Below are 26,280 nucleotides of genomic sequence, written 5' to 3'. Positions count from 1 at the left end.
GAAAGGTAGTGCGTTCAGAGTTCAGCCTTTAGGCTGCGCCTGTTCGGAAAGGTAGGTTCGATATGCCAACACAAGAGATTTTCCGCGAAGCCTGGTCTGAATTCTTCCACGGCTTCAGCAGCGCACATCAGGGATGGCTCGCCACCATCGAAGTGTTCGGTTCTGAGTTCGGGGCACAGGTCGAAGTGCGTGAGTTACCTTTCGAAGGCATCACCGCTGATTTGCGAAATGCCGATAGGGACAGCATCTCGCTGATGGTAGGCAGGACGCCGGATGAACATATGACGCATACCATCATGGCGCCCACGCATGTAAGGCTCGACCAGACTGAAGAAGGCGCAAATGAGGCTCTGCAAATCGAGTCGGCCAGCGAGGCAACGACGCTGGTGCGCTTTCGGTCTCCGGAGTTCCCCGATCTCGTGCCCGACGCCATTTTGGAATAGTTGGAGGAAGAGTTTTCGCGTAGCAGGCTGCTGAAAAAGTCGATGACACACAAGTGTTCAGGTGCAATCCCACCAACGTATCGGCACTCCCCAGGGAGAGGCCCGTTTTGGCTTTTTCAGCAGCCTGCCAGGAAACTGAAATGACGAACAACCCGGCTGCCATCGAATTTCGACACGTCTCGATTAGCTTCGAGGATAAGCGCGCGCTCGACGACCTGAGCTTCCGGCTAGAACGCGGACAGATGATTTGCATAACGGGAATTTCGGGCTCGGGCAAATCGGTGCTTCTCCGCGTAGCGTCGGGCCTGTTCGCGCCTGACGCTGGCGAGGTTCTTGTGGAAGGGCGCGAGATCACAGCGCTAGACGAACAGGAACTGTTGGCGCTTCGAAGCGCATCAATGGGCATACTGTTTCAAGAACAATCGCTCTTTACCGGAATGTCCGTCTACGATAACACCGCTTATCGTTTGGATGAGCACGGATGGCGTGAAGAAGATACCGAGCGCGCGGTCCGCGAGATTCTTAGTTTCGTCGGGCTCGAAGAGGAAATGGATACGCTCCCCGAAGAGCTTTCAGTAGGGATGGGGCGGCGGCTGGAGTTCGCGCGTGCGCTGGTCGGTTGGCCTAAGATCATGCTTTTCGATGAGGCGACCGCGGGCCTTGATCCGATAAATGCGAGAGCAATGCTTGACCTGGTGATTCGAGCGAGAGACATTCATCAAATCTCATCACTGTTCGTCACGAAGGAGCTGCATGAAATTCCGTATCTGGAAACTCATTCCGCGCTGAAACACGAGTCGGGCGAGATCTCTATTGAGCGCATAACAAACAGCGATGAACTTCCCGAGCGCGAATCTAGTCGGATGAGGGTGATGGTGCTCGAGCAAGGGCGGCCGGTCTTTTTTGGGACCCCGGCCGAGTTCCAGTCAAGCGACCTGCCCCAAGTCACGCAATTGACTCACCCGGTATCCAGCGCACAAGGGACCGATACATATATCCCCGATCCGTGGACAAAAAAGCATGCAATCAAGAATGAGCCATCCTGAAAGCGAAAGGGTGGCTAAGCCATCGTCTTCAGGAGAAGCGCATGGAGTTCAGGCTTTAGCCTGGTTGTGCGTCGCCGGAGGAAGGTACTACCAGGCTAAAGCCTGAACTCCATGCGCTTCTGCCGGACGCGGTGCAGCTGCGCGCGCTGCCTTATCATTCTCACAACGCCCACTTCGCCTCCATCTCCGAGGCGATCCGTTCATAGTCTTGTAGACTGCGGTCGCCTAAGGCGACGTCAAGCTGCTTGAAGCTCTCGGCTAGTGCGTCCTTCTCTTCATCGTCCAGTATTTCATCGGCGATTCGGAACAATATGCTGTCTTCCTTTTCGATGTGGCCAACCAACAGCCGCAGGTAGGCGCGAGCGGCCCCGATGAAGTTCTGAGTGCCCTCAACGTCTCCCTCCTGGTACAGGTCGATTGCCTGGCGCAGGTCCGCGATCAGCTCGCGTTCGACTTGGTGCTCATACTCCATCACGCCGAGGGGTCCGCCTTCGCGAGTAATACCCTGCTTTGCAAGGGCGGGGAAGAGAAGTGTCTCCTCCTTGCCGTGATGGTAGCGATCGGCGAACGTCGCGATGAAATCGGCTATCTCGAGCAACACCTCAGCCGGCACCTTAACGCCCCCTTCGAGCCTGAAACAGACCCCATCAACAGCGCGCATTACTCGCTCAATGACCCGATGTTCGTGCTTCAGAATGTAGAACGCTTTTGACATCTCTAGCTCCTAGCAGGTGCCTCCTACAGCGCGGAAGACCCTCTTCGACATCTATAACGTTTTCGAGAACACCTGGCTCCGCGCAGTCTCGGGTTTGTTGAGATACGCGTCGAAAACCATCGCTATATTCCGAATGAATATCCGCCCGAGTGGCGCTACCTCGACACGGCCGTTGTCGAGCCGCACCAATTCGTCACGTTCCAGATCGCGCAGACGCTCCAGCTCGCGAGCGAAGTGCTCATCAAAGTCAATTCCAAAATCGCGCTCGATTTCCGACTTCACTATTACCGTGTGACACAGGATGCGGTTGATGACCGAGCGTCGCAACTTGTCTTCATTGCTCACGCGTAAGCCTCGCATGGCGGGCAACTGACCGGCGTCGATGGATGAATAGTAGCTCGGCAGATCGCGCCTGTTCTGCGCGTACGCGTCTTCAAGGCCGCTGATTGAGCTAACCCCCATCGCGTATAAATCACAGCCTGCCTTTGTCGTATAGCCTTGGAAGTTTCGATGAAGAGTTCGATTGTCCTGGGCGCGGCATATCTCGTCGTCTGGCCGCGCGAAGTGGTCCAGACCGATGTAGCGATACCCAAAGTCCGTGAGCTTCCTGATCGCATTGGTGAAGATGCGGAACTTCTCGAAGCCCTCAGGCAGGAATTGCGCGAAGCTGCCCTGCTGTTTCTTCATCCACGGAACGTGAGCATAGCTGAAGACCGCTATGCGATCCGGGTTCATGGTGATGATCTTGTCGACGGTATCGCTGAAGCTTTCAGCCGTCTGATGCGGCAGTCCGTAGATCAAATCGACGTTGATGCTTTCGAAGCCAATCTCGCGACAGTAGTCGTACAAGCGACGCGTGTCTTCGAAGGGCTGCACTCGATGAATGGTCTTCTGCACCAGAGGATCGAAATCCTGAATGCCCATGCTGATGCGATTAAAGCCCGACCGGCGCAGCGCGCGGCAGTGCTCCTCGGTTGTCACTCGCGGATCGACTTCGATGCTGACTTCAGCACTGGGCGATAAAGAAAACCGCTCTTCGATATACGCGTAAAGATCTTCGATCTGCTCTGGAGAGAGATAAGTGGGCGTGCCTCCGCCCCAGTGAAGCTGTTCAACCTTGCGAGTTCGATCCACCTCAGCGCTGACGATATCGATTTCGCGTTTGAGATGAGTCAGGTATGGAGAAGCTACCTCGTGCCGTTTGTTGATGACGACATTGCAGCCGCAGTAGAGGCACAGCGACTCGCAAAAGGGGATATGAAAATAGAGAGATGCGGGTGCAGGGTGAGGCTTGGCGTTGGCTTCGCGAAAAGCCTCGCGCAGTTGTGCCGGGCCAAAGGTGTCGTCCCATTCGGGCGCGGTCGGGTAGCTTGTGTAGCGCGGACCCGGCTGGTTGTACTTTTCCAGCAGTTTGGCTGACACTGCGACCGGCTGCCCGTCGATTACCACTTCCAGGGTGTTGTTCGTGCTCATCGGATTTCTCGCGGGCATCTTCGAAGCCGCGCGTTGAAAGGGCAATCACTGTTCCGTCGAAACAGAATGCGAATCCGCGCTATCTTGCCTGGTTGGGGGCGTCTTGTTGCGGAGAATTTCACAGGATCTGGCGTGAATTTACGCAGAGGAAGAACGAGCTTCGGGCGTCCCCGGTTGCGCATTGATCCGGTAAGCTGCTTATTTCAGCCGCGATCTCGTCCTCGCTCATCGCCTGCGCCTGAGGCAGCGCGTGAGGCTCTTTGCAAAACGCAGGGCTACCGAATCTTTTTTCCTTCGGCCTTTGTTCCCGAATGACAATCAGTGCACTTGAATTGCGAGATATCACCGAGATCGACTGGATGCTTGAAGGCGCCGGCTCCTTCATGGCAGTCGGTGCACTTGAACCCCGACAACGGCCCAACATCCACAGGATGCTGAAAAGCCCCTTTTTGCACGGCTAGATGCGTCTCGCCCTGGGTTTGATCAAGCACGGTGTGGCAGATGTTGCAATCCGTCCTGATTTTCTTGCCCGCGTCGCTGACGTGGTTGCCGTCGTGGCACCGGAAGCAACCGAGGTTGTAGAAGTGGCCGATGTTGTTCGGATGAGTCCGGAAGTCGACCTTCATCTCGGGGAAAAAGTAGGTCTGAAAGATGCGCTGCAACTCCTCGATTGCCCCATTAACCGAATCGCGCTTGCTCGCATAAACGTCGGGGTAATTGCGGGCATAGTAGTCACCGAGGCTCGAGGCGATTCCGCTCACAGCTTCACTGGTCGTCTCGTAGTTTGTTGTTAACGCGGCGACCGCCTGTTGTTTCAAGAATGGAAGTGAAGCATCGAGCCTCCCGCCGACGAGAGCTTCGTCAACAGCGCGATCGGGCGGAAGATAAATGTGAGCGGGCCGGTTGTGGCAATCGACGCAATCGACTCGTCGCTTCTGGGCGCTTTCGATTTCCGCTGCTGACATTTGAAAATCCGGCGTCTTGTACTCCGTTATGTTGCCGTCGTGGTCTTTCGCCCTTACCCACGGAATTGTCTGCCTCTGGTCGTCGGTCGAAATGTAGGTAATCTCATTCGCGATATTCATGTGCCAGTGAATACCTTCGACCCTTCCGCTGGAAGCGCCGCCACCGCCCGTGTTTATCAGCATGCGAGTTTGATTTAGCGTGTTCTTTTCGTCATATCCAAACCGGTTGAAGATCTTCAACTGCGCGCCAAAAAACTTCTCGGGCCAGTGACACTGCTCGCACGTGTCCTGGGCGGGTCTGAGGTCGTGCACAGGGGTTGGAATCGGCCTGGGAAATTTGTTGAACGTGACGGAATAGAGCTGATACGCTCCCGACATCTTTGACTTCACGTACCAGCCTGCGCCCGGGCCAACGTGACACTCCACGCATTTGACTCGCGCGTGTGGCGAAGCTTGATAGGCGACGAACTCGGGTTTCATCACCGCGTGGCAGAGCTGGCCGCAGAATACGACTGAATCGGTGAACTCGTATGCGCGGTAGCTGCCGAATGCGCTAACGAAGATAAAGACAAACATCAGGACGATGAAAGTCATCAGCGAGCGCCGGCGCCGAGGGTCGTTCAAGTCTATGTGTGGGTAAGTCCCCAAGCCTGACGACCCTGACGCGCCGGCCCTGTGGCGACGTCGCCGCTCGATTAGCATACCGGCGAGTACAGTCACCAAACCGAAAATCATGACGGCCGGAAAGACGATGTAGGTGAATATTCCGAGATAGGGCTTGCTTCTTGCGCCAAGCATCTCGGTGAGGAATAGGAAAAGGATGCTGGCGAGGCTTGCGGCAACAATAGTCGCCCCGATAAGACTAATGAAGTTGCGAAACAGCCGAGGCGGCTTGCGGGAAACCTCCCGGTCTTCACTCATTTCATCTCTCCAGTGTGATCCTGCTTCTCTTGCGGCTCTCGCCTAGCAGACATGATCTGGTCATAGTCGAGTTCGTGCTCTTCCTTGTAATACTCTTCTGAAACGCGGCCGTCTACCAGTGACCAGTTGAGGGGGTACACGTCCGGATCAAAGATCACATTGTAGAAGTGCCAGACCACGATGACCAAAGTTGCAAGAATTGCTTCATAGAAGTGGATTGACAGCGCAACGTCTATGCACCATCTCGGCAGGAAGCTGAACATTTCAACTTTGAACCACACCATCATTCCTGTGAGGCCCATGATAGTCGTGCCCCACACTACGCCCCAATACTCTAACTTCTCGCCGTAGTTGAACCTGGCGAACTTCGGCTTAGACGTTCTCGCGCCAACATGGTAGGACACGGCCTGCGCAAAATCCGTGACGTCCTTCTTACGCGGCAACAAGTCGATCAATCCTCTGCGGCCTTCTCTTGTGAAGGCGAGGTAGCCTAGGTGAAAAAGCCCGACTGCCAGCAAGATCATGCCGGCAGCGCGATGGCAGACGCGCCTGAATGCTTCACTGCCGCCCAACAAAGGGGCGATCCAGGAATCCGGATACTTGAGCGCGAAGCCTGTCAGCACGAGGGCAATGAAACTTGTGAGCAAGACCCAATGCTGGAAGCGCTGCATACCAGTCATTCGGGGAATCGAGCGCTCGGGATCCCGGCGTTTTGCAAGGGCCTTCCTGAGCCAGACGAGCACATTATGAACGATCATTCCCCCGATGACCACACCGATCAGCCAGAGATATACCCACCGCACCCAGCCCGTCATGGTGCTGCCAATGTCCGGCGACGCCGAGCTAGTGTCCTGCGACGCAGGAACATTGAGATGGAGTTTACCGATAACAAAGTTTTCGCTCGCTCCCGGATGGCACTGGCCGCACGTACTGATGAGATTGGCGGGGTTGATCATCGAGCGCGAATCGGAAGACGGCAAGATGTTGTGGACCCCGTGACAGCTTGCGCAATTAGCCACAAACTTGGAGCCCAGCTTTGACGCAAGGCCATGATAGCTCTCTTGATAGCTGCTTACGCGTCCTCCGGCAACGCCAAACTCCTGCGACAACGCAACCCCTTCGTGGCACTGCGAGCAGCTTCCAGTGGCCAGCGATCGCGAAGTCTTCGAGGTGGCCGGATCGAGGTGCGGCTTAATGCTGTGAATGCCGTGACAGTCAGTGCACACCGGCGAGCGCGAAACGCCACGCGCTACCGCTTCGCCGTGAACGCTCTGGTTGTATTCGGCCTCGATCTTTGAGTGACACTGGCCGCAGGTCCTCGGGATGTTCGGCTTGAAGATGGGGGAATCGGCATCCGACGCGGGCAATATGTCGTGGCTGTTGTGGCAGTCGGTGCAGACCGCGGCTTTCGTGTTGCCTCGCGAAACTGCGCGCGCGTGAACGCTCTCCTGATACGAGATAAACGGGCGATTGCTGATGCCGGTCCCGGTCATAGCGGACTTGTCACCATGACAGGAGCCGCAGGTCTTGGCCAGGTTGGCTCGATTGATTGTGGATCTCGGGTCGCTCGCCGGCAGGATTGTTTTCATATCGCCGGCGATCGAATGGCAATCGACACAACTAGCTGCTTTCTTCCCGTTTTGAATCGCCCGCCCGTGAAAACCGCGATCGTAAGCTCTATGTGCGCCAGCATGAAAGAGGGCGCCCCCTAGATAAGGGAGAGCCTTTCCTGCTCCATGACAGGCGCTGCAGTCAAGCGCGGGACCGCTGGCCTTTTCCTTCGCAGCCGATCTGGCATCGGAAGCTTGAGTCGTCTCGAAACTCAGAGCCGAACTAGCTATGGCAGGCTGATCGTGCGCGTGAGCCCTGCTTGTGAGCTCATAGGTCGCAAAGAAGATGAACAGCAACACCGTCCCGATCGAAACAGAGCGCTTCATTGATCTCTCCCCTGGGAGCGCAGGCATCCCTGCCTGCGCGCGTTGCCGCCTGCCGACAAAATCCCTGGGAAGAAGAAAGGCAGGCAGGGATGCCTGCGCTCCCAGGATTCCCTCACTTCTTAAGCGATTTCATGTACGCTACAAGACTCTTAGCCTGATCGGGGCTGAGTTTCTGATCGTAGCTCGGCATCTTCGGTTTGATGCCTTTCAGCACGGCATCTAGCAGTACCTCGTCAGTCTTCGTGGCATCGAACGCCTTCTCGGCATTGACCCCATGGCACATCGCACACTTGGCTTTGTAGGTCGCGTCGACTGCTTCGCCTTGCGCTAGTGCGGGCGTCCACATCAGAACGGGTACGGCGAAGACCAGAAACGCAAGTAGGGTCGCGGCAAGTTTCATCGATTTACGAATTGCTAATAGCATAATCACGCCTCTCTCGAGGACTCAGCACAAAGAAACGCGCGAGTCCCTATTAGTCAACAAAGAGCAACGTTTATGCCGGGTCTCAACTTGATGAAAGCTACCTTTATCTGAGGAAAACCAGTTGAACTGCGGAGTCGTTCGTCGTCGATTGGGGTCTTTTCGCAGAAGTGTGGGGAAGTTTGCGCAGGACAGAGACGTTTCGCAAAGCTATTTGTGACAGTCGCAGCGAATTGTGCGTGGTATTCAGCAACAAACGATCAGTGGCTAAGAGTGTTGAGTGAGGCTCTCTTCCGTTTGACCCGGCAACGATTTGGCATCAAAATCGTTCGCGGGATCGTCGACCGCGCGTAGCAATATGTGCGGAGATATCGATCGCGGTTGAAATCCGAAAGCAATTGGATCACGGTTTGCAGGTTCAAACCAGGGCAAATCATTGTTGGCGCGCGCGATCATAGTAAATTGTACAGGCGCCTGAGTAGAGTTGATCTGAGAACGAATGAGAGGTCGAATAGCTAAGTCCACTATTCTCGCCGTGACTTGTTTGCTGGGACTCGGGCAGATGTTCCTGTCTTCGATGGCGATCGGGTCGAGCCCGGAAAACGAACCCCAGCGCCCGTCTCAAGCAAAGCGCAATACGAAATCAACGGCGACGAAACCATCTCAGCGCCGCAACTATTCGCAGTTTTCTCACAGCATCGCGCAGCATCAGTTAGCCTGCAATGCTTGCCACAAGTTTCCGACGGCTAACTGGAACAAAGTCCGTACCGGCGATTCCGCCTTCCCGGACGTGACGGATTTCCCTGAGCATTCTTCGTGTGTAAAGTGCCACCGCCAACAGTTCTTCACCGGGGCCCAGCCGGTGATCTGCACGATCTGCCACACGAATCCTTCGCCGCGAGACAGTTCACGACATCCATTCCCCAATCCGATTGAAATCTTTAACGCCTCGAAACAAGGACAGACCTTCGTTTCCGAATTTGGCATCGGTTTCCCTCACGACAAACACGTGGACATCGTGGGGCTATATCAGCCCGATAAGAAAACCAAGCGGCCCGTTCGGTTCTTGCCTGCCATATTCGAGCAGGATAAACCGGAAAAGAAGAACGAGCCGAAGGCTGAAGAAAGCGAGCCAAAAAGTTGCGCAGTCTGCCACAAGACTTATCAGCCGCAAGGCGAGTCGGATGAAGAGTACGTCACCAAGCCCCCAAAGAGTTTGCCGGAGGATGCTTTCTGGCTGAAGAAGGGCGCGTTCAAGACCACGCCGACACACGCAGTTTGTTTCACCTGTCATGCACAGGACGGAATACAACCTGCCTCGTCGGACTGTGGCACTTGCCATAAGCTTCTGCCGCCCGCCCAACGCCCCTCGTTAACACAAGCTCATGACGACTTAGATCCGAAGCTCGCGGCAGCGATGGGAATAAACGACAAACTGACGTTAGAGAGGTGGAGCGGACGGCACACTGCGAAGTTTCGACACGAGTGGATTTCTCATTCGAGCTTGAGCTGTACGAGTTGTCACAATGTCGCGACCCTGAACACGCTCGATAAGAGAACGAGGACCCAGGTGAAATCGTGCGCGGGCGAAGGGACCGGGTGTCATATCGAAGCGACGGCCGACGGTATTCTGAATTTGGAGATCGATAAGAAGAAAGCGAATCCGACTTTTCAGTGCACCAAGTGTCACGCTCTGAACGGGAAGAATCCGCCGCCGGAAACTCATATTAGCGCAGTCTCTGCAGCCCAAAAAAAGTAATCGGTTATGACGAACTCGCCAGAACCAATTGAGCAAAGCGTCTGGCCGAGGCCGCCGGGCGATCCTAAGCGACGTTGGATCCAGCTTGTATTCCTGGTCGCTGGATGCTTTTGCGTGGCGTCAGATGTTGTGTATGACTGGCATCTGTCCGCGGTGTCAGCGAAACCGAAGTCTCAGTTCTCGATTGCCGCTTTAGCCTCGGCAGGAGCGCAGCAAGGCAACCAGGATTTCTCTAAATTCTCACACGGCGATCGAAGTCATGAGCGGCTTCCTTGCCTGTTGTGCCATCGCCGGGAGAGCAATGCGCCCCGGCCCATTCGTTCTGTGCAGCACACGCCGTGCGCCGGCTGCCACAAGGAACAGTTTGCTGCTTCGAGCGGCCCGATATGCACCATTTGCCATACCAGCGTAGAATCAGTGAGCGCGCAAATAAAACCCTTCCCGTCTTTGAGAAGCTTCAACATGACTTTTGCGCACCCGCGACATCGGAATGTTGCGTGCGCCACTTGCCATAAACCGGCGAGCAAGGGGGTCGCGTTGTCGATACCGTCGGGAGCCGCCGCACACACAACCTGTTATCAGTGTCATACCCCGCGCGCTCAAGCGAACGGCCAGGATATTTCGTCTTGCGCCACCTGTCACAAGCCCGGTCAGCACTCCCGCGCTTCGATGTCCTCGAAAGCGTTCAAAGTTAGTTTCAGCCACGAGCAACACAAACGGCAGGGGATCAGCTGCCTGGAATGCCACAAGATCACCAGCTTCCCGTCGCGCGCGGCACAGGTCAGCTCGCCACTACCGACCGAGCATCCTGCATCGCAGCGCGGGCAGAGTTGCGAAACATGTCACAACGACGAGAGAGCCTTTGGCATCGCGAGCTTTGCAAATTGCAAGCGGTGCCATCAGGGTCCTACATTCCGCTTTTAGTGCAATAGCTTTCTAATTCTCGTGTAGTAAAGCGAGATCATCACCGCCATCAACCCAAGAAACAGAAACGCCGCAACACGGAATCGCGGGTCCAGACTCGCCAGATCAACCAGGAAGAGGTAAAGAACTGACACCAGCATCGCCGATATAGCCATCAGACGATACTTGCCGCTCTTCAGCAAATAACTCAGCAGAAAATATCCAACCGCGGTCAGAGTCCAGGAAAGCGTGACGTATTGCCCTGGCACCGATCGATAAAGCCCGTAAAAAATCAGAACGAAAGCAATGAACAAGTAGACATTCCGCAGCATCTCCGTGCGAAGAGTCAGGCGCTCTTTTTGCCAGTTCATCACTCGCGCGCTTGCTAGCGCAACCAACGCAAAGCTGAAATTGACCGGATGCGAAGAAGGCGACAGAACAAAGTACCCGATGAGAATTCCAACATATATGAACGAGTTCACTACGACTAGGACCTTGGATCGAAACCACAATGCGATCGATACCACGAGTAAGCTCTGCAAGGATAGCCAGAGGAATGATCTTGGAATCGCCGCGTATCCGTAGATCGCGATGCTCAGCGCCATGAATCCAAAGCACGCGTAGATGGCAGGTCCAAGCTGGCGATTGGTCCTTATCCAGAGGGCAATCGAGGAAACCATCAAGAGCCCGAACACGCCGCTGGAAATTGCAGCAAAATCTTTCTGGAAATGAGTCAGCACGGCAAGGAACACCAGGACGCTGAATCCTATGCAATTGAGAAATATCATCGCGACCGAAGAAACATCCTCGGCCGATAATTGCTTCTCAAGAAGCAATGGCAATGAAAAGATTGCGGCGTATAGAAACAAATAAACAAGATGGTAGTGATGTTCGGTTACGGCTTGTACGGGATGACCCGCCAGAGGATTGTTCAACAGCCAGAACAAGTGCGCAGCGTAGGCAAGGACGATGCTCGCATTTAATAGACGCCGCCAACCACGGTGGACCGCGAGGTACACCGAGACGGCTGAGAATGTGGCCACAAGCGGCAATTCAATATGGGTCCGATCAATCAACAGCGCCGCTACCATTCCCATGAGAATCCCAACGGTTGCCGGGGATTGAGAATCGCGGCGAACGGCCAGGTAGAGCTGAAACGCCACTACGATCAAGAGACACACTAGAACGATATAAGAGTTGTCGATCAAGGGGGTGGGGGAGAAAAAATGCAACCGCATTGTCGTGTAGAACAGCAGCAACAGGCTGCCGGCCACCAGTATGCGAGACAAATGCGAGGCGCGTGACTTCCAGAAGCCCGCAGCGAAGTACAGGCCTGCGCCGGCAAGATATCCCACGATCGTTGCTACCACTCTGTGGCCGAGACTGTACGTATAAGTGATAAGGAAAACGACGCCGAGAAAGAACACGATACTGCCAATCCATGCGAGCCCGAACTCTCCTATACTCGCTTCGAGCCCGGAGCCCTCCTGATAGTCAGTTTTCTGCGCGACGAAGTTGCCGGAGTCGGCCGGGGCGGATTTGGAAGCAGAGCGGTCGAGCGACTCTAATCCAAGATATCGCTCGATGCGGGATAGCCTCGCGTCTAGTTCTTGCAACGAGGCCGGTTGGTTAAGTCCGTGCGGATCCGGAGAGGCCATTTTCTGCGCCCTCCCGTCTTAGTGCCAGACTGCGAACTCGACTGGTTTGGTCCATCACCTTGAGCGTGACTGAGTACTAGCTTTTGCTGGTGAAATCAAAACTTCGACTCACGATTGTTTCTGAAGAGCTTGTCTCTTCTCGACCTCTCTCACTTTCAGATAGATCAAAGCAGCGAAAAAGAGAATGAAGAATAGCGATGCGGCGAGTCCCTTTCGTCTGAAACTCAGCTCGGCCAGGGCGGCTCCGCCAGCGTTGTAGCCTTTGTTTGAAATATCGAGCCCGGGATTTATGACCTTATCCAGTTCGTCGGTCGAGAATGTGTGCACCATAACTCTCGCTTGAGTTAGCGCGTCCTTCGCCTCAGTCAATTCAAACTTGGCTTTGCTGACTTCCATGCCCGCTCTTTCGGCGCGGTTGAGGATGTCGTTGGATCTGCTTATGCTCGCCGACATCTCATCCATTCTCGCTTTCATTTTTTCGGCTGCTGCATATCCGCTGTCACCCTGACCGTGGCATTGAGTGCATGCGGATTGGTCCCCGACGCCGAGCATTTCATCGTTCGGAGGCATTATTCCGTGATTGCTGTGACACTGAATGCACTCCCCAACTTGCATGAGTGCGAACACGGTCTTGTGAGGATTCGACTTGAACAGACTGGCTTGACGCACATGGCACTGCCCGCAAACGTTGGCTACGGACGCAAGGCCCGGGGGGGCAGCTCCGTGATTGCCGTGACAATCATTGCAAGTCGGCGCAGAGAGATCCTGCTTGTCGTACAAAGCCTTCGCGTGGACGCTTGTTTTGTACTTGTCGAACTGATCGTGCGGAATGTTGTAGCTCTTCATGTACTCGCCGTTCGCGTGACACGAGCCGCAGGTCTCGGCCACGTTAAGAGAGAAAACTTTCGAAAGCGGGTCATTGATCGCTCGAACACCGTGACTGCCGTGACAGCTTACACAGGTGGCGACCTTCTGATCTCCACCCTTAAGCAGTTTGCCGTGAACGCTGGTGGAATATTCGCGTTCCTGATCTACTCGCAGTCCCGGATTGAACGTCTTGATGAAATCAGCGTTGCTGTGACACCTTCCGCAGAATGCCGGCAGGTCTGCTGGTTTTGGCTTCCCTATGAAGCCCTTCCGTCGATCCATGGCCGCAGCCATATCATCTTTAGTCGCATCACCACGATGACAATCGACGCATGACAGACCACGAGCATCATGCACGTCGCCTTTTGACAAACGCACAGCTTCAGATAGCGCGCCTTCCATTTGTGAATGGCATTCGACGCAAGAGTCTTTCTTCTGCGCGGAAACGGTGGCGAACATAAGAAGCGCGATCAGCGGAGCCAGCTTGAAAGCGCGAAAGCGATTTTTTGCGTTCGTGGCCGCGATACTCTTTGGCTTCATCGCCGTAGTCTCCCTCAATCGAGGTAACCGATGATCGTCAACGCAACGATGTAGAGAACGACGATCACTCCGATAACCGTAAACACGCGTTTTCTGCGAGGGTTCCCCGGTTTATCCAGAAACGGCACGATAAACAACATCAACCCCCCGACCGCGAACGCGAGGATGCCTATGACTTCGCCGTCAAAAGAAAGAATCTTAGGCGGAATCAACTTCAACGTCTGAAACATGAACAGGAAGTACCACTCCGGTCTGATTCCCGCGGGAGCCGATGCAAACGCATCGGCCTTCTCGCCGAGTTCCCACGGGAACAGCGCGGCAAGCGCTGCAAGAGCGCCGATAGCCAGGACCCACCCAATCAAATCGCGAAGGAAAAAGTTCGGGAAGAACTTCATCTTCTTGATATTCTGTCCCTCTAAGCCGGGCGGAACGCTCATACCATGCATTTGCACGAGCATCAGGTGGGTGCCGATTATGACGGTCGTGATCGCGGGCAGCACCGCCACATGAAAACCGAAGAACCGGGTGAGCGTGGCTCCGGTGACATCGTCGCCGCCGCGAAGAAATCTAAGCATCGGCCTGCCGACCAGGGGAATCACTCCTGCAATCTCGGTCCCGACCTTCGTGGCGAAGAAAGCGAGCTTGTTCCACGGAAGCAAATACCCGCTGAAGCCAAAAGCGACGGCGAGGAGCAACAGCATCACTCCGCTCAACCATGTCATCTCGCGCGGCCGGCGATACGCACTCATGAAATAAACGCTGAACATATGAATGAAGAGCGTTGCGATCATCAGATTGGCCGACCAGCTATGCACCGAGCGGATCAACCATCCGAACTTCACTTCTGTGATGATGAACTGGACGCTCTCGAAGGCGGTTTCCGCGCTGGGGCGATAGTACAAAAGAAGAAGTATTCCGGTGACGACTTGCACGCTGAATAGAAACAATGTCATTCCGCCGAAGTAGTACCAGATCGAATGGCGGTGAACCGGAATCTCCTTCTTGCGGGCCACCGCGGCGATCGAGCCAATGCCCAAGCGATCATCGAGCCAAAGCCTCACGGTTTCTGCATTCATAAGCTTCATGCCTTTGAAACGACAATCTCCTCGCCGCGGGTATTCACGACGTATTCTTCAAGCGGCCGAGGCGGGGGGCCGCCGACATTCTGACCACTAAGGTTGTATTGCCCGTTATGACAGGCGCACCAGATTTGTCTCTTGTCGGGTTCATACTGAACTATGCAGTCGAGGTGAGTACACACAGCAGAAAAAGCTTTGAGCTCGCCCGCCGCCGAGCGAATCAAGAGGCCGGGCTTGTTGCCGAACTTGAATATCGTTCCCGAATTGAGCGCCAGCTCGCTCACCTTTCCCGCGGTAACGGAATTCTGTGTTGCTTCGATTACCTGCGGCGGTGTTATGAACTTGATAATCGGGTAGAAGATCGCAATCAGCGTGGCGCCGAAGCCGGTTCCGAGAAGGTAGTTGAGAAACCGTCGCCTGCCGGTATTATCTAGCTCCATTTGCGCTTTGGAATTGCCGTTTGGGCGTTGCGAGGATTCTCCGAGGTGCTCCACAGACTCTTGGTGGGTTGGTGTTTTCACAGCACGATCTCCAGTTCGCGCTCACTACACTCGCGAGGTCACTCAGCGCTTCTGCCCGCGAATAAAGGCCACAAGCTGGTGAATCTGCTCCTGGCTCAAGCTTTTTCCGTAAGCAGGCATTTTGCCTTTACCCTTGGAGATGATATTGAATAGTTGGGCATCCGACTGGCCTTGCACCGCAGCGGATCGCAGATCGCGAAGCTTAAGGGTTTTTCCCATCTTAGTGTTACCGCTCGCGTCCGAGCCGTGACACGCAGCGCACTTTGCTTTGAACAGCCCTGCGGCGTCGTCAGTTGGTGAGACCATAGCTGGCGTCTGGCTCTGGATCAAAAACAGCGCAAGCAGCACGGCAATCGTGACCGCCGTGAGGCCTAGTCGCTTGACGAGAATCTTCATGCGCATTTCCACCTTTCTTGTATCCCGCTATTAGCAAACGTGAGCAGCAACCTCTTCTCCACGGCGAGAAGGTTACTGCTCTAGAGTAGTCGGGCGTTCCCGACTCTACGGCACAATCAGAAACGAACTGGCTTGAATCTTGTTCCTGTCCTGATTCGTTAAAACGTGCTGCGTTTCAACGAACAGTTCGACGAGCCATCGTGAGTGCACGATGGCTCGTCCGAACGAAACTGGTGTCTAAACCGCGACGCTCAGGGGTGGTCCTCACTGTTTGAGTGTGCGGATATAGGCGACAAGAGCCTTGCATGAATCTGCCCCGAGCGTTTTCTCATAAGCGGGCATCTTGCCCTTTCCCGAAGCGACGATGCCGTAGAGCTGCTCATCGGTTTGGCCCTGGACTTCTGCTGAGCGAAGGTCGCGCGCCTTCATGCTTTTGCCGGCCGTGGTGCTCCCGCTCCCGTCAGCGGCGTGGCACATCGCGCATTTCGCTTTGAACACGCTTGCTCCGTCTGCAGCAGGTGAAATCATCGCTTGCGAACTGGTCTGGAACAGAATCATCAGTGCCAGTGTCGAAACCGTCGCCGTTGCGGCGACGACCTTTTTCATTGCCGATATCGAAATTCTCATTATTCTCCCTCCACTTTCCGTCGAATCGTGTCGGCGGCGTTCTTAGTCCTTGCTGGATCGTTTTGTCGCCGACGCTCACCAGTGACCGTCCTGAGTTCGTCACTGACTTACAAGGCAACAACCATTCCGCTGCAGAATGGGCCGTAACCCAGGCCCGATGACCGCTTTTCGCAGCGAGTCGTGTAGATTCCCCCAGTATTGGGAGTAACTACGCAGATCCTGCTTCCCTCAAAGTTGCACTTGCTGCTACTCACGTCCGAAGTTGATGCGCAGCGACGTGTACGGCAAGTGGGCATGATAAAACTGCCGGTTGATGAACTGCTCCTTGTAGTCGAAGTACTGATACCCGGCGATCCATTCAACATTCTTGTTGAGCTTGACGACGAACTTTGCCTCCGACGACTGGAACTCATACGGGAACGACCCGATTAACACCGAGGTGGTCGAAAGTCGATCACCCTGTCCTGGGTCCTTGTGGAGATGAGATCCGGCAAACAGTTGTGCGCGGGGATGGAGCTGGACGAACCCGCTTACGAAAACGAAATTGTCCCGCTGGAAGTATCGGCTCTCACCGAATGTCTTCAGGCTGCCGGTCAGGAAGAAAATGATCTGAGCATCGCTTGTGACGTTGGCGCGCGTATAGCCGCCGTTGAGCGAGAACTTCTCGTTAGGACTCCAGTCGGCCGAGGATGTGAAGACCCTGGACTTGACGTTTACGCCAAAATTCCTGTTGTCCTCGGCTATGGACGGGTTGTTGTTGTCCTTAGTCACCAGCGACGCGTTGAAAGATAGCGTTTTGTTCGGCCGCAGAATGCTGCGGACACGAACGTTCGTAAAGTTGTAGTTATCAACCCGCGTGAACACGTTGTCGGCGGCGCCCCGTTCGAGGTCAAAGTACACCGACCATATCTTCAGCGGCTTCATCTTGAGCCCCAGGATAAAGGTGTTGGTACTGTTGTCGAGTTGCTCGAGCGCCGGGTTTGCCGTCGTCCCGACGGCGATGTCGCTGCTGCCAATCTCGATGTGACGGTCGGTGTAGCGGTAGCCCGCGTGAATCGATAGCCACCGGCTTACATCGCAGTCGGCTTCGATCGTGTTCATATAGCGGCGATAGTCGATCGTACGGAAGGAGAGCGTGTTGGTGAGCACCGGCGGAAGCACCGTGTCGCCGGACGCGGTCGGCTTCGACCGGCGGAGGGCCTCTGCGAGCAGGTCCCCGCCATTGATGCGGAAGTTGTTCACCCGAAACGTCTCTGAAATCCGGAACCGGTCGGCAACGTAAAACGTCGCCGCGAGATCTCCCATCCCGTTCGGCCGTTTCGCGTTGCCTTGCACCTGGATTATGTCCGAGGTGACTTTGTTTCCGGACGAATCGACTCCTGTTCCGTTCTGGAAGAAGGTGTAGTTGGTGCTGCCACTCGTGTAGATATAGCGGCCGGTGAAGTCGAGTTTCTTCTTGATCAGCGTGTGAAGACTGAACCGGGTGAACGGTGTGTTACCGCGCGTCGGAGCATTGCGATAGAAATCGGTAATCTTCGCGGTATTTGTAAGATTATTGCCGGCATTTGGCACTGTCACGAGGTACTCATTGTCTTCTTTGAAGAAGCGCCAGCCTTGCAGGAATGACAGATCGAACACCGAGACTTTCGCGTCGACCCCGACGCGGTACTCGTCGGCAGCCATACGCACAGGGTTGGCGACCGGGTACTCGTCTCCGTTAAAGCGAATCGTCGATACCGACGGCCCGCTGTTCCGGTCGAGCGAGTAGCCCAGGTTGAACCTGACCTTCTCATTCTGCGGCAGGATGGTGAGGTTGAAATCGCCCTGCCGGTACTCGGTGTTCGAGGTGTGCTGGCCCAGCGCGATATTCCTGAGGCTGTTGAAATAATCAAACCGCCGATAGTTCGCGTCGAAGCGATAAACCTTCGTCTTCTCCGCGCTGACTCGGAGGGACTTGTTCGGGTCGTTGCCCCAGCCAAATGAACTCATCATGAGCGTGTCGAAAACCGGACCGTTGTTGTCCTTGGACCGCATAAAAAGGCTCGAATCAAAGATGCGAAAGCCCGGAGTATAGTTCAGATCGCTCCGATACTTGTCGGCGTTACCGTTGATCGCGATCCCACGAACGCCAAACTCGATGCTCGAGTTTATCGTGTAAGGTCCTTCCACGCCGTTCTGTGCACTCGCGGCAGGCTGCCCGGCCTTGACCTTATCAGTGGCGGGCTGCTGCGCCTTGTCCTTATCAGTGGCGGGTTGCTGCGCCTTGTCCTTATCAGTGGCGGGCTGCTGCGCCTTGTCCTTATCAGTGGCGGGTTGCTGCGCCTTGTCCTTATCAGTGGCGGGCTGCTGCGCCTTGTTCTTCTTATCGGTGGCGGGTTGCTGCGCCTTGTCCTTATCAGTGGCGGGTTGCTGCGCTCGCGCATCGTTAGCCAAAAGCACGAGTCCCAGCACAAACCCGAACAGAAACAGCAGCGCAAATCCAACCTTGCTTTTCATAGGATCCCTCCTCGACTTTTGTCGGACATAACCTCTCACCGGAAGAAAACCGGACTATTGTTCGAGCCGTGAATCTTCATATGACACGTGGTGCAGTTCTGATAGCGCACGGTCGACTGATTATGGAAAGTTGGGATGCCAGGCGTATCAATCTCACCGACTTTCAACGCCACGTTGCTGTGGCATTCCAGACAGAGCTGATTCACGTTAGTGCGCTTGAGCATCTTCGGATTGCTTGATCCGTGAGGCGTGTGGCAAATAGCACAGCCTTCAACTTTCGCGGGCGCGTGCTCGAATACGAAGGGGCCTTGCTTGTCTGCGTGGCACTTCATGCACGCGGCATCCGCGCCAGTGTTGAGCCTTGCCTGTTTCAATTCGAATCCGCCGTGCGGGTTGTGGCAATCGCTGCACTTCATCGCGCCTTCAAGAACCCTGTGGTGAAACGGCTGCGTGAACTGGGCCTTCGTTTCGTTATGGCAAGTCATGCACAGTTGCGGCTCGTTCTTGAGAAGCATCTTTGGAGGCGCCAGGTCATTCGAGTGCGCCGAGAAGGGACCTACCGGGATCAGGGAAGAGGGCGCGTCAGACTTTCCTTGAGGCGCGCCCGCCAGCGTCGCGGCGAGCCTGGTGGAGAAGTGCGGTGAGTGGCAGTCGGTGCATGCTACGTCGTTGCGCCAGTGCTCACCCCGCTTGTAGTTGTTGTGCTCTTCCTTGCCGGCGTGGCACTGCAGGCAGGCTTCGGACATTTGCTTCGGCGATTCATTGGCGAAGGTCCGAATCTTGGTCTTATCTCCACCGCCTTCAACGTGTGCCTTGCCGGGGCCGTGGCACGATTCGCAGCCTTGCTTCTCCGTCTTCCAGCCGGCCTTTGAAAGCTTGGCGTGCGCCGTATGGGAGAAGCTGTTGAATTGTTCTTCGTGGCAGGCCTTGCAGGTCTCGCTTCCGACAAAGTCTTCGGGCGAACTCTTGGCCGACGAAGTGGGTTGGGCCTTCTTCTGACCGCCGGGATCGACGGGACTCGACAGCGAACTCGATGCCGTATACAACAATCCCAACGCAGCGCAGCAAGCAACCAACGCCGTCTTTAATAGTTTTACCGGGCTCATCGTTGTGCCTCCTTCTAGTCCTACCATCGAATTAACATGTTCCGTAACCAAAAAACTATGAGCGCTGTCACCAGTCGGCGTGACGGCCATCACGTGTCAGGTCATCACACTCAAAGAGCGACCAAGGGCAATTAGTGTTCACAACCCACTAAGCCGAAGCGCCGGGCTGAGCATCGCGAGGTGCTCAGTGAAAACAAACAGATTACCGTAGTATGAGGGCGACTGCCCTTGCGATGACGGGCGGTCAATCCTCGGCGCATTAGGAACCTCATGAGAGTTTCCCCCATGGCTGTGGGCAGATTTGCTCAACGCCCAAACCGAATTACAATTGGAAGTGGTCCTTAAGGCTCTCGGTCTAGTCGGAGTTCCTAACAATCCGAAGTTGGACAGGGGACTTTAGTTGATTCACCTCGTCTCTAGGCTCTTGAATCGCCGATGTTGATCTTTATCGAACTCCAACACAGGCCGCCAGTGAGTGAATGGTTTAAGCCGATCCTTGAATTTGAATCGCCATATCGTTTAGACATACTCGTAACCGGAAACCGCTCTATAATACAAAGCGAGCCACTAAGTGTCTGTTCAATATTAGACATGTTTGAAAAATAGGTTCGGTGGAAAATCAGCATACCGGGATTTGGTTTGACTCAAATTTCCAGCCCGCCTCCGTCTCGATTGTGGGGCCACAACTGAGAGAAGTCCGTGAGGGTGTGCACCCTTAGTCGTGACGGTCGTCACAACCTGATTCTCGCGCAAAGAAAACAGCCGCAGGTCGGAAGGAGAGAATATAACCTGCGGCTGTAAGTGGCGACTTCCCTATGAAGTGCTCAGGAGGGGTTCGCCTTGAAAACTACTTGACTTTGACTTCGATCTGCTTCGGTTTCGATTCCTCGCGCTTCGGCAAGGTGACCATAAGCAGGCCGTCTTTGAACTCTGCGAGGATCTTGTCTGCGTCGGTGAAGGTCGGCACTGTGAAGCTCCTAAGGAACTCGCCGTAGGTGCGCTCCACACGATGGAAGTTCTCGCGCTTGACCTCCTCTTCAAACTTTCGCTCGCCGTGGATCGTCAGCACATTGTTCTCGATGCTGACGAAGACGTCTTCCTTCTTGAGACCGGGGAGCTCGGCTTTGACGACGATCTCTTTGGCTGTCTCATAGATGTCGCATGCCGGGACCCATGTAGTAAGCGGAAAGTTCTCCTCCGCAAATGGCTCGTAAAGACGGCTCAACCTGTTCTGAAGCATGAAGAAGGGGTCCGTTGTCATGAGATTTCGGAGGCTCTTTATTGGAGCCATCGCTGTTCCTGGTTGCATTCTCATTTCCTCCTTACTTTCAATTCCTACTGTCTCAAGAGAACCCGCCGCCGACCCGCCCTCCAGAGCGGAGGCTGGAGGACGGCGGGGCCTGATCACGTGACCGCAGCGCGACCGGGGCGGCTCGTCAGTTCAGTACAAGCCTGCTCCCGCTCGCGACAGCGCTCCGTCCTTGACGGCGAAAAACAAATGGTCCGAATGCACCATCGAGGACTCGTGAAATGAGAGAGAGTGGGACAATCACCAGACCGGTTCGAGAATGCCATCTCTGCCGGCAGAATCTCTCTCGATCAATGCACTGGGCAGGTAGTCTCTGCCTGTGCCGTATCCTATAGATCTTGAAAAGGAAAATCTATGACTGCTGTCACACCTCGGGGTGACCGGTGTCACGATGACAAGCGCGCGATCCCAGTAGTCTGAGAAGTTTGCTGCCGCGCTCGTTGTGGGTGACCACCGTCACATCGAGATGTGATGACCGCGCTAGAGACGCCGGCGCGAGCAGGCGACAATCACTGATGGCCGCGAGCGCGCCAACGAGGCCTAGATACCTGCAATAATCCGAGCGGAGCGGATGGAGCCTTAGCGCTGGCGGCCGCTTTCTGCTCTCAGGTGCTAAGAGGGGATCTCCAAACGCTTGTTTCGCTGCTTGGCGGTTCGTGTTATTTTCAGCCTGAGGGGAGGCGTTTATGACTTCAACTGAGGCTGCGGACGCTCGGGAGGAAACCATCGAGGTCTCGTTGACCGGAAAGTCCCTGCTGGAGAATCCCCTGCTCAACAAAGGTAGCGCTTTCTCGGAGGAGGAACGCCGCGAGTTCGGGTTGGTCGGACTGGTGCCGCCGCATGTTTCGACGACCGAGGAGCAGCTGACACGCACCTACGCAAGCTACAAGCAGAAAGACGCGGACCTCCAGAAAGACGCGGACCTCGAGCGCTATATCTATCTGGCCAGCCTGCAGGATCGCAACGAGACGCTCTTCTACAGATTGTTGCAAGAGCACATCACCGAGGGAAGACTTCGCGAAGAACAACGCGTCTCGATTGCTCGACCGCTATCGAGACCGGCTGTGCACTTTCAACGACGACATCCAGGGCACCGGCGCAGTGGCGCTTGCGGGGTTGCTCGCCGCTATGGATGTGATCGGATCAAAGATAAGCAAACAGCAGATCGTGATGCTCGGGGCCGGCTCGGCCGCTACAGGGATTGTGCAAGAGAGATTCAACCGAGAACTTGAGGAGGTGGTTATGGGTTCGTCAGATACGTTAACAATCACAGACAATCGGACGGGGAAGCAGTACGAGGTCCCAATAGAGAACGGTGTGATTCGGTCGATGGATCTGCGGAAGATAAAGGTTTCGGACGGAGACTTCGGGCTGATGACCTATGACCCCGCATTCATGAACACGGCCTCGTGCAAGAGCCGGGTCACCTTCATCGACGGAGATAAAGGCATCCTTCGCTATCGCGGATACCCGATCGAACAGTTGGCCGAGCGCAGCACATATCTCGAGGTCGCGTACCTGCTGCTTTACGGAGAGCTGCCCACAGCTGAGCAGTTGAAGGAGTGGTCCTGGAACATCACACACCATACGTTCATTCATGAACAGATCAAGAAGTTCATGGATGGCTTCCACTACGACGCTCATCCGATGGGCATGCTGATAGGAACGGTCGGAGCGTTGTCGACGTTCTACAGGGATGCAAAGAACATCTTCGACCCCGAATCGCGAAAGCATCAAATCTTCCGGCTCATCGCCAAGATGCCGACGCTTGCGGCGTTTGCGTATCGCCACAGTGTCGGAATGCCTTACGACTACCCGGATAACGATCTGAGCTACCCGGGCAACTTCCTGAACATGATGTTTAAGATGACCGAGGTGAAGTACAGGCCGAATCGAGTGCTCGAGCACGCGCTCGATGTCCTGTTCATCCTGCACGCCGATCACGAGCAGAATTGTGGCACGAATGCGATGCGCAGCATCGGCAGCTCGCACGTCGATCCGTATTCGGCTGTTGCAGGGGCGGCGGCCGCGCTGTACGGCCCGCTGCACGGCGGCGCCAATGAAGCGGTGCTTCGGATGCTGAACGAGATCGGTTCGAAGGAGCGAGTCCCGGAGTACATCAAGCGGGTGAAAGGTGGCGAAGTCAAACTCATGGGGTTCGGACACCGGGTCTACAAGAACTACGATCCGAGGGCGAAGATAATCAAGCAGATCGCTGACGAGGTGTTCGAAATAACAGGCAAGAACCCCATCCTCGACATTGCGCTCGAGCTGGAGCGAATAGCGCTCGAGGACGAATATTTCGTAAGCAGAAAGCTGTATCCGAACGTCGACTTCTATTCCGGAATCATCTATCAGGCGATGGACTTTCCGGTTGACATGTTCCCGGTGCTGTTCGCCATCCCGCGCACCTCCGGTTGGCTGGCTCAATGGGAAGAGATGTTGCTAGACGGCGAACAAAAGATCGCGCGGCCCAGACAAGTGTATCTGGGTTACGACGAGCGAAACTACGTCGCGATCGAACAGAGGAAAGAGCAGGAGAGCAAGTCAGCCACTGCCGAGTAAGCGAATCGCTGCCGGCCTCGCAAGATCGGGATTGAAGGCAGGCGGGGCTAGGAGTCAGTGGAAAGGTCATTGAGCTGCAGGGGCGTCCACAAACAAAGGGACGCCCGTACAGGTCGAATGCGCATAGTGTTCATCAGCAGTCGTGATGATATAAGGCGCGTGCGCTTGCAGGCGGGGCTAATCTGGCGATAAACGTCTGGGCTTCGTTCCGCCGCACCGAACTAGCAACTAACAGTCGTTGCCTGCCCAGCTTGCCAAAAAGTTTGCCCGTCTCTCTTTGCAAAGGCGTCTGTTCGGTCTCCAGTGATATGCAGCGGAGGCGAAAGGCGATGCGTCCGGTGGTTGGCCGCTGGACAACCCGATGTAAAGCGAGCTACTTCACCCGCTGAATTGACTCGATATACTTCACAAGGCAGTACACATCGGCGTGTCGTTGCAACTCGCCGCTGGTGCGTCTGAAGATCGCTCCCCAAATAGGCATCTTACTCGACCCGTGAGCCGTGACCTCCTTCTCTCCGTCGATCTTGGTCTGGACCCGACTGAACGGGAACTTCTCGCCTACCTGTTGAATTGCTGTCAGGTCTGGAGGTTCCACCTTCAGTGCCGCCGCGGCAGGCCCTCCGCCTTTTCCGGTGAGGCCGTGGCACGTCGCGCAGTATTGATTGAAGATCTTTCGGCCCTTTTCAACGTCCGCTGACTTTGGGCTGGCCTTGGTGCTCTGAGCCGAAGCGAGCCAGCCCAGCGCACATACTATTAAAACCCCAAGCGTTGCAAAAGTGATTACTTTTGTTTTCATGATCCTTCTCCATTATCCTCTAGTTTGACTACGGTGGATGCCTGCGCCTATTTGCGAGCGGTCGACAATCATCTCCGGATATTGGCGGCAAAAGCTCTCGGTTATGTGGCAGTCCCAGCATACGGGAAAATGCGTCGCTAGAGCGTCTGGCACTTTCTCTGATGTGAGTTCGCTCCACTCCAAAGTCTCACCCTGAGGGCTCAGTAGCGCTGGCTTGCGATCTAACCAGGTGATCTCGCCAAACTCTTTTCCGCAGGAGACGCAGCGCTTGCCAGCGTACCAACTCGTCAGCATGTTGCGCACCAGACAATCCTCAGGCGAGAGCTCGACTTGAAGCAGGCACTCTTGCCCGCAGTCCTCGCGCTCGGGCCAGCGCGAACATGATTTCAAGCGAAGGTCTGGATGGCTGATCGCAGCAGTTAGGGCGGCGTGCCTTGCGTCCACTTCCACCGCCGCGGGCTTCCGGGTTTCAGGGCAAGTGATGACCCGCTTGCCTCGGTATCTCAAGTACGCACCCGCAGCGAACGGGACTACAAAATACAGCACGGCGAGTGTAAGGACTAGCCCGATAAGGTAAAGTTCAACGGACATCGCCGATCCTCCTCCCTCGGCCAATTGCGAAAGGCGAATCGAAAGGGACGAAATTCTCCTATGATTTCGCTATTCGCAATTAGGCGATCTACGCGGTTCTCTGCTCCGCGAGCTTGTCGATGGTTGCGCGGAGCCAACTCTTGACCGTCTCCTCCATCTCGGTCTGGTTCTCCTTCAACTCCAACTTGTCGATGGTTGCTCCGGTGGCGTTGAGCGGGATGTGATGGCAAGGCACATCTTCTGCACGGGCTTCCGCCGGAACGAAATCAATCAGCAAGCATTCGCTGCACGGATGCGTCCTCGCCGGGTCGCCAAGATTGAGGCAGCTCGGAGAATCTTTAAGGATCGAAGTCGGCTGCCACGGTGTCTTAACCGAACGGCCGTAGCCGCCCTTTTCAGCAAAGTCGAGCTCCGCTTTCAACACCTCGATAGTGCCGCGAACATCTTGAGTCATAATACTCCCCTCCGTCGTTTATGCTGGCGCCCGCAATGTCGCAGGGGGACAGCTCCTTGAAGATCCCGAAGGCTTGAAAAACGGGGCTCCTGCAGCCAGTTCGACTGCAGGAGCGGGAACAAATGAGCAGCCAAAACGCTCCCCAAGAGCCCTCGGTTTATGGAACCAAATGAGCTTCCGTACTGCCGGCGAACTGGATCTCTCTTACTTCAGCCGGGCCATTTGTGATGATGCTGCGGGCCGTGACTACTCTGAACCGATCTGCCTTTGGGCGCTCGACGGGCGTGCAATGAAACGAGACGACCAGCTTTCCCTTCGCGTCGTATATGTATGTGCAGTCCTCGCCCTTCGCCATCTTGTCCTCGTCGTGCGTGATGAAGTATTCGCCCTTGAGGAACACGTTCAAGAGCTTTACCTGCTGGTTAAACTCTATCCTTTCCCTCTCGACTTTCTTCGGTTCTGCTTTGGCCGGCGCTGTGAACACGCCGATGGTTATTACCAGTGCGGTGAACATTGATGCTGCAAAAAGGACTTTCTTCATGATTACCCTCCTGATTATGGCACTTTGGATCCGCCTGCCTCGGGCCGCTTCAGCTCCCGGCACTGCCAAGCGATCACGGTTTGATACCGTATTTACACTATAGGGTGTTATCAAAGAAGCGGCTATGACCGGCGTCACGTCTCGCTGTGAC

Annotated in this window: 22 protein-coding genes; 4 read left to right on the top strand and 18 right to left on the bottom strand. The window is 55.3% G+C overall.

Features of this window, described 5'->3' with window-relative positions; translation table 11 throughout:
* Positions 1 to 62 precede the first annotated feature (62 nt).
* Positions 63 to 443 carry a DUF5335 family protein gene (locus AABO57_22270; protein ID MEK6288453.1) on the top strand — a complete coding sequence of 127 codons (381 nt, stop codon included), beginning with the start codon at positions 63 to 65 and terminating at the stop codon, positions 441 to 443.
* A 140-nt stretch (positions 444 to 583) separates the two neighbouring features.
* Positions 584 to 1,489: an ATP-binding cassette domain-containing protein gene (locus AABO57_22265; protein MEK6288452.1), complete on the top strand. Its 906-nt coding sequence runs from the start codon at positions 584 to 586 to the stop codon at positions 1,487 to 1,489.
* A gap of 160 nt (positions 1,490 to 1,649) precedes the next feature.
* Here the strand turns inward: AABO57_22265 and AABO57_22260 are convergent, their stop codons facing one another.
* From AABO57_22260 to AABO57_22240, 5 genes are all read right to left on the bottom strand, one after another.
* Positions 1,650 to 2,204: a hemerythrin domain-containing protein gene (locus AABO57_22260; protein MEK6288451.1), complete on the bottom strand. Its 555-nt coding sequence runs from the start codon at positions 2,202 to 2,204 to the stop codon at positions 1,650 to 1,652.
* A gap of 51 nt (positions 2,205 to 2,255) precedes the next feature.
* On the bottom strand, positions 2,256 to 3,677 hold the full coding sequence (gene hemN, locus AABO57_22255) for an oxygen-independent coproporphyrinogen III oxidase (protein MEK6288450.1): 1,422 nt from the start codon (positions 3,675 to 3,677) through the stop codon (positions 2,256 to 2,258).
* 275 nt (positions 3,678 to 3,952) lie between these two features.
* A complete protein-coding gene (locus AABO57_22250; protein MEK6288449.1) occupies positions 3,953 to 5,563 on the bottom strand; it encodes a NapC/NirT family cytochrome c in 1,611 nt (536 codons plus the stop codon).
* A complete protein-coding gene (locus tag AABO57_22245) occupies positions 5,560 to 7,500 on the bottom strand; it encodes a cytochrome b/b6 domain-containing protein (protein MEK6288448.1) in 1,941 nt (646 codons plus the stop codon). The genes AABO57_22250 and AABO57_22245 overlap by 4 nt, the downstream gene beginning before the upstream one ends.
* Before the next feature lie 112 nt (positions 7,501 to 7,612).
* Positions 7,613 to 7,924 carry a cytochrome c gene (locus tag AABO57_22240; GenBank protein ID MEK6288447.1) on the bottom strand — a complete coding sequence of 104 codons (312 nt, stop codon included), beginning with the start codon at positions 7,922 to 7,924 and terminating at the stop codon, positions 7,613 to 7,615.
* 496 nt (positions 7,925 to 8,420) lie between these two features.
* Between AABO57_22240 and AABO57_22235 the strand changes: the two genes are divergently transcribed.
* On the top strand, positions 8,421 to 9,680 hold the full coding sequence (locus AABO57_22235) for a hypothetical protein (GenBank protein MEK6288446.1): 1,260 nt from the start codon (positions 8,421 to 8,423) through the stop codon (positions 9,678 to 9,680).
* Positions 9,681 to 10,600: 920 nt separating this feature from the next.
* On the opposite strand, the gene AABO57_22230 is transcribed toward AABO57_22235, so the two are convergent.
* The 9 genes from AABO57_22230 to AABO57_22190 form a co-directional block, all read right to left on the bottom strand.
* Positions 10,601 to 12,241, bottom strand: coding sequence for a hypothetical protein (locus AABO57_22230; GenBank protein MEK6288445.1), 1,641 nt, complete (start codon positions 12,239 to 12,241; stop codon positions 10,601 to 10,603).
* Between the two features lie 108 nt (positions 12,242 to 12,349).
* Positions 12,350 to 13,648, bottom strand: a complete 1,299-nt coding sequence (locus AABO57_22225; GenBank protein ID MEK6288444.1) for a cytochrome c3 family protein — start codon at positions 13,646 to 13,648, stop codon at positions 12,350 to 12,352.
* A 14-nt stretch (positions 13,649 to 13,662) separates the two neighbouring features.
* Positions 13,663 to 14,724, bottom strand: a complete 1,062-nt coding sequence (locus AABO57_22220; GenBank protein ID MEK6288443.1) for a cytochrome bc complex cytochrome b subunit — start codon at positions 14,722 to 14,724, stop codon at positions 13,663 to 13,665.
* 5 nt (positions 14,725 to 14,729) lie between these two features.
* Positions 14,730 to 15,167, bottom strand: coding sequence for a ubiquinol-cytochrome c reductase iron-sulfur subunit (locus tag AABO57_22215; GenBank protein ID MEK6288442.1), 438 nt, complete (start codon positions 15,165 to 15,167; stop codon positions 14,730 to 14,732).
* A gap of 123 nt (positions 15,168 to 15,290) precedes the next feature.
* Positions 15,291 to 15,644, bottom strand: a complete 354-nt coding sequence (locus AABO57_22210) for a cytochrome c (GenBank protein MEK6288441.1) — start codon at positions 15,642 to 15,644, stop codon at positions 15,291 to 15,293.
* Positions 15,645 to 15,908: 264 nt separating this feature from the next.
* Complete coding sequence (locus AABO57_22205) at positions 15,909 to 16,271, bottom strand: c-type cytochrome (GenBank protein ID MEK6288440.1); 363 nt, start codon at positions 16,269 to 16,271, stop codon at positions 15,909 to 15,911.
* Between the two features lie 246 nt (positions 16,272 to 16,517).
* The gene (locus AABO57_22200; GenBank protein MEK6288439.1) at positions 16,518 to 18,767 is read right to left on the bottom strand and encodes a hypothetical protein; all 2,250 of its coding nucleotides are present in this window, start codon (positions 18,765 to 18,767) and stop codon (positions 16,518 to 16,520) included.
* A gap of 35 nt (positions 18,768 to 18,802) precedes the next feature.
* On the bottom strand, positions 18,803 to 19,873 hold the full coding sequence (locus tag AABO57_22195) for a DmsE family decaheme c-type cytochrome (protein MEK6288438.1): 1,071 nt from the start codon (positions 19,871 to 19,873) through the stop codon (positions 18,803 to 18,805).
* 847 nt (positions 19,874 to 20,720) lie between these two features.
* The gene (locus AABO57_22190) at positions 20,721 to 21,182 is read right to left on the bottom strand and encodes an Hsp20/alpha crystallin family protein (protein MEK6288437.1); all 462 of its coding nucleotides are present in this window, start codon (positions 21,180 to 21,182) and stop codon (positions 20,721 to 20,723) included.
* A 1,242-nt stretch (positions 21,183 to 22,424) separates the two neighbouring features.
* Here AABO57_22190 and AABO57_22185 point away from each other — a divergent pair.
* The gene (locus tag AABO57_22185) at positions 22,425 to 23,747 is read left to right on the top strand and encodes a citrate synthase (protein MEK6288436.1); all 1,323 of its coding nucleotides are present in this window, start codon (positions 22,425 to 22,427) and stop codon (positions 23,745 to 23,747) included.
* Positions 23,748 to 24,120: 373 nt separating this feature from the next.
* On the opposite strand, the gene AABO57_22180 is transcribed toward AABO57_22185, so the two are convergent.
* The 4 genes from AABO57_22180 to AABO57_22165 all read right to left on the bottom strand — a co-directional run bounded on the left by AABO57_22180 (position 24,121) and on the right by AABO57_22165 (position 26,129).
* Entirely contained in the window at positions 24,121 to 24,543 is a 423-nt protein-coding gene (locus AABO57_22180; GenBank protein ID MEK6288435.1) for a c-type cytochrome, read from the bottom strand.
* A 12-nt stretch (positions 24,544 to 24,555) separates the two neighbouring features.
* On the bottom strand, positions 24,556 to 25,134 hold the full coding sequence (locus tag AABO57_22175; protein ID MEK6288434.1) for a hypothetical protein: 579 nt from the start codon (positions 25,132 to 25,134) through the stop codon (positions 24,556 to 24,558).
* A gap of 88 nt (positions 25,135 to 25,222) precedes the next feature.
* The gene (locus AABO57_22170) at positions 25,223 to 25,588 is read right to left on the bottom strand and encodes a hypothetical protein (GenBank protein MEK6288433.1); all 366 of its coding nucleotides are present in this window, start codon (positions 25,586 to 25,588) and stop codon (positions 25,223 to 25,225) included.
* Positions 25,589 to 25,745: 157 nt separating this feature from the next.
* Complete coding sequence (locus AABO57_22165) at positions 25,746 to 26,129, bottom strand: hypothetical protein (GenBank protein MEK6288432.1); 384 nt, start codon at positions 26,127 to 26,129, stop codon at positions 25,746 to 25,748.
* Between the last annotated feature and the right edge of the window lie 151 nt (positions 26,130 to 26,280).

The sequence above is a fragment of the Acidobacteriota bacterium genome (genome assembly GCA_038040445.1).
GTDB lineage: Bacteria > Acidobacteriota > Blastocatellia > UBA7656 > UBA7656 > Onstottus_A > Onstottus_A frigus.
This window is presented reverse-complemented; position numbering and strand designations above follow the sequence as displayed.

What these genes read in the sequence shown, in the direction of transcription:
- AABO57_22270 (MEK6288453.1), top strand. Translation starts at nt 63, where the DNA reads ATGCCAACACAAGAGATTTTCCGCGAAGCCTGGTCTGAATTCTTCCAC.
- AABO57_22265 (MEK6288452.1), top strand. Translation starts at nt 584, where the DNA reads ATGACGAACAACCCGGCTGCCATCGAATTTCGACACGTCTCGATTAGC.
- AABO57_22260 (MEK6288451.1), bottom strand. Translation starts at nt 2,204, where the DNA reads ATGTCAAAAGCGTTCTACATTCTGAAGCACGAACATCGGGTCATTGAG.
- hemN (MEK6288450.1), bottom strand. Translation starts at nt 3,677, where the DNA reads ATGAGCACGAACAACACCCTGGAAGTGGTAATCGACGGGCAGCCGGTC.
- AABO57_22250 (MEK6288449.1), bottom strand. Translation starts at nt 5,563, where the DNA reads ATGAGTGAAGACCGGGAGGTTTCCCGCAAGCCGCCTCGGCTGTTTCGC.
- AABO57_22245 (MEK6288448.1), bottom strand. Translation starts at nt 7,500, where the DNA reads ATGAAGCGCTCTGTTTCGATCGGGACGGTGTTGCTGTTCATCTTCTTT.
- AABO57_22240 (MEK6288447.1), bottom strand. Translation starts at nt 7,924, where the DNA reads ATGCTATTAGCAATTCGTAAATCGATGAAACTTGCCGCGACCCTACTT.
- AABO57_22235 (MEK6288446.1), top strand. Translation starts at nt 8,421, where the DNA reads ATGAGAGGTCGAATAGCTAAGTCCACTATTCTCGCCGTGACTTGTTTG.
- AABO57_22230 (MEK6288445.1), bottom strand. Translation starts at nt 12,241, where the DNA reads ATGGCCTCTCCGGATCCGCACGGACTTAACCAACCGGCCTCGTTGCAA.
- AABO57_22225 (MEK6288444.1), bottom strand. Translation starts at nt 13,648, where the DNA reads ATGAAGCCAAAGAGTATCGCGGCCACGAACGCAAAAAATCGCTTTCGC.
- AABO57_22220 (MEK6288443.1), bottom strand. Translation starts at nt 14,724, where the DNA reads ATGAATGCAGAAACCGTGAGGCTTTGGCTCGATGATCGCTTGGGCATT.
- AABO57_22215 (MEK6288442.1), bottom strand. Translation starts at nt 15,167, where the DNA reads ATGGAGCTAGATAATACCGGCAGGCGACGGTTTCTCAACTACCTTCTC.
- AABO57_22210 (MEK6288441.1), bottom strand. Translation starts at nt 15,644, where the DNA reads ATGAAGATTCTCGTCAAGCGACTAGGCCTCACGGCGGTCACGATTGCC.
- AABO57_22205 (MEK6288440.1), bottom strand. Translation starts at nt 16,271, where the DNA reads ATGAGAATTTCGATATCGGCAATGAAAAAGGTCGTCGCCGCAACGGCG.
- AABO57_22200 (MEK6288439.1), bottom strand. Translation starts at nt 18,767, where the DNA reads ATGAAAAGCAAGGTTGGATTTGCGCTGCTGTTTCTGTTCGGGTTTGTG.
- AABO57_22195 (MEK6288438.1), bottom strand. Translation starts at nt 19,873, where the DNA reads ATGAGCCCGGTAAAACTATTAAAGACGGCGTTGGTTGCTTGCTGCGCT.
- AABO57_22190 (MEK6288437.1), bottom strand. Translation starts at nt 21,182, where the DNA reads ATGCAACCAGGAACAGCGATGGCTCCAATAAAGAGCCTCCGAAATCTC.
- AABO57_22185 (MEK6288436.1), top strand. Translation starts at nt 22,425, where the DNA reads ATGGGTTCGTCAGATACGTTAACAATCACAGACAATCGGACGGGGAAG.
- AABO57_22180 (MEK6288435.1), bottom strand. Translation starts at nt 24,543, where the DNA reads ATGAAAACAAAAGTAATCACTTTTGCAACGCTTGGGGTTTTAATAGTA.
- AABO57_22175 (MEK6288434.1), bottom strand. Translation starts at nt 25,134, where the DNA reads ATGTCCGTTGAACTTTACCTTATCGGGCTAGTCCTTACACTCGCCGTG.
- AABO57_22170 (MEK6288433.1), bottom strand. Translation starts at nt 25,588, where the DNA reads ATGACTCAAGATGTTCGCGGCACTATCGAGGTGTTGAAAGCGGAGCTC.
- AABO57_22165 (MEK6288432.1), bottom strand. Translation starts at nt 26,129, where the DNA reads ATGAAGAAAGTCCTTTTTGCAGCATCAATGTTCACCGCACTGGTAATA.